This is a genomic window from Phormidium sp. FACHB-1136 (assembly GCF_014697375.1).
GTDB lineage: Bacteria > Cyanobacteriota > Cyanobacteriia > Phormidesmidales > Phormidesmidaceae > Nodosilinea.
In genome coordinates this window covers 1-2284 of the sequence record NZ_JACJRS010000230.1, presented here as the reverse complement: position 1 = coordinate 2284, position 2284 = coordinate 1, and the positions used below count along the sequence as shown (strand labels likewise).

At 45.4% G+C, this 2284-nt stretch carries 3 protein-coding genes and 1 pseudogene; 2 read left to right on the top strand and 2 right to left on the bottom strand.

Features of this window, described 5'->3' with window-relative positions:
* The coding region (locus tag H6G62_RS26875; protein ID WP_190492888.1) for a hypothetical protein at nucleotides 1-184 on the top strand (184 nt) is incomplete at its 5' end.
* 33 nt (nucleotides 185-217) lie between these two features.
* Nucleotides 218-391 (top strand): annotated as a pseudogene (locus H6G62_RS26870) (type II toxin-antitoxin system HicA family toxin); the annotation flags it as partial.
* 115 nt (nucleotides 392-506) lie between these two features.
* Here H6G62_RS26870 and H6G62_RS26865 read toward each other — a convergent pair.
* Both H6G62_RS26865 and H6G62_RS26860 read right to left on the bottom strand, forming a co-directional pair.
* Nucleotides 507-1715 carry a restriction endonuclease subunit S gene (locus tag H6G62_RS26865; RefSeq protein ID WP_190500867.1) on the bottom strand — a complete coding sequence of 403 codons (1209 nt, stop codon included), beginning with the start codon at nucleotides 1713-1715 and terminating at the stop codon, nucleotides 507-509.
* Entirely contained in the window at nucleotides 1712-2188 is a 477-nt protein-coding gene (locus tag H6G62_RS26860) for an N-6 DNA methylase (RefSeq protein WP_199325273.1), read from the bottom strand. The genes H6G62_RS26865 and H6G62_RS26860 overlap by 4 nt, the downstream gene beginning before the upstream one ends.
* Between the last annotated feature and the right edge of the window lie 96 nt (nucleotides 2189-2284).

Below are 2284 nucleotides of genomic sequence, written 5' to 3'. Positions count from 1 at the left end.
CCTCCGCTGGCTCAAGGGTGCCGTCAACAAAGGGCGTCCGTTGCTCCAACCCATCCCCCTGCTCACCGTTGACCCTGAACCCTGCTTTGCCTCTAAAAACGCCGAAGACCAGTACTATGACCGCATCTGGTTCTCTAGGATCCAGTCCATACGATGTCAATTGCCCCCCTGGGAGGCGGCATAAAGATGTGTCAGGCAGTCAGCCAGAAAGGTTTTAGCGGCATTAGAAAAAATCGGTTGGCGAGTGAAACGGCAAACAGGCTCCCATAAAATCTTGGAACGAGAGGGATATGAGGACTATGTATTTGCCTTTCGAGATAGTGACGAAATTGGAACAAAAATGCTTTCCCGGATTGCTAAAAAAACTGGATTAACTCCAGAGGATTTATAAGGAAAGCCAGGATCTATCTTCGTATAGCTAGAAACCCGGTTTCTTTGTCGGGTGGCTGAGGAGAAGATTTGGGTTTTGCCAGAGTAGAAACCGGGTTTTTTGAAGGGATGCCACCCTACAGGTTGGGGCTGGTTGGGGGCAGGGGCACCCGCGATAAATCGAGTTCGCCTTTGAAGGCTTTTTGGCTAAGTGCGCCATAGAGGTTTTCTAAGTCGGCAAGGCTGGCTTGATAGCGGGTTTTGATGCATTCGACTTTTTCGACAATGGTAGAAAATTGGTTTTGGAGTTCAATTGGAGGGAGCAAAAGACTAATATTTTTGACTAGTGCTAGGTTCAAGTTCTCTTGATTACCTCCACGACCTAATGCACGGATAGATCGATACAGCAGCTTTAGTTGTTCATAAATAAATACTTGATTATGAGTTGAAGGTAGTATAGCTGCACAGGCTTGATTAGTGGCAGCAGCAATGTTTAGATAACCGACCTGGCCGCGAGTTTTTCCCTGGCCATACATTGCTAGGAGAATTGTATGCGATTGATAAATAGTACAGTTAGTTTCTTTTACAGCCTTTCGGGTGATGTGTTCTTCAGTTGAGATGATTTTTTCATTTTTTACCTCCGTTGTCTTCACCCATGGAATATCACCGTTGTAATACTCATCAATTTTTTGGCGGCTAGGTGTTGCCCCTGTACCGACGCGAGCAAAGGATCCAATAATATTTTTCTCCCACCCCTTCTCATTTCGTACTGGGTCGCCAAACATTTCTAGGAAGACGCTTTTGAGGAGGTCGTCGAGGTGTTGTAGGTGTTGTTTGCGCTGGGCAATTAGCCCTTCTACTTTGCTAAGCAGATAGGCAATGCGTTTTTGGTCATCGAGTGGTGGGAGGGGGATTTTTATTCGCTCAACATCTTTAGGATATAAATGAATTCCTTTGACACAACTCTTTAACTTCTTTCTTCCTGGCGGTGATTTCAAGAAGTGATTGATGTAGGCTGGATGAGCGCTATCAACTCTTACAATTAACCATTCACCTGTAGCGACTACGCCATCTAAATCTGGAGAAATAAAAGCATTCTTGCTTCCAACATAATCGCTATTGTGAGCTGCATTTAGAATAATAGTGTCACCCGCTCTCAGCTTTTTTTTAGAATATTTTTCGTAGTAGTTTGAATCGACAAATGACTCAAAATTACCGCGAAAGTTTCCATTTTCATCAATATCTCTAATTTTTAGGATTGGTAGACCTTCGCTGCGCTGTTCTAGCTTGGATGGAGTTTTCCCGTTGAAGGCAGAGCCAACCGTTTTGATTTCTTGAGCTTTCATCCAATTAACTCCCTCAGATCCAGCAGTTCCCGCACAATTCCAGTTGTTACCTTGGTTAGATCCTCATCGCCAATCTCCCCCACCTCAGCCTGAAGCAACCGATCCAAAATCACCCCTGGCGCTTCGTAGTTTACTTCTTCAAAAACATCTTCCTTATAACGGCTCAAGCTCAGGTCATAGTCCTCAGCTTCGATATCTTTTCGGGACACAAAAAAGCATTTTTGGGTGCGGTCGGTATGGATTTTGGGGTTGCGGGTTTGGTATTTGGTCACAATATCCTGCAAATCCCCATAGCCCTCTTGCTTCGTGCGTTTGTCGTCTAGGGAATAGCCATCCTGTTGCATTTCATAGAACCAAACCTGTTCCGTGGCGGGTTGATTGATCTTATCCTTTGGCCCCCAAACCTTGGTAAATAGCAAAATGGCCGTGCTATAGCAGCCCGCAGGCAGGTTAGGACAATACGCGGAAGGCATTGTCGAGGGCATCCCACAAGGTGTCAAACTGGTGCAAGGTCTTTCGCACGTAGTGCTTGATCCGTGCCCAAAACTTCTCAATTTTGTTCAAGTCAG

Excerpts from the sequence above, each read along its gene's own strand:
- H6G62_RS26865 (WP_190500867.1), bottom strand. The coding sequence starts at position 1,715 with ATGAAAGCTCAAGAAATCAAAACGGTTGGCTCTGCCTTCAACGGGAAA.
- H6G62_RS26860 (WP_199325273.1), bottom strand. The coding sequence starts at position 2,188 with ATGCCTTCCGCGTATTGTCCTAACCTGCCTGCGGGCTGCTATAGCACG.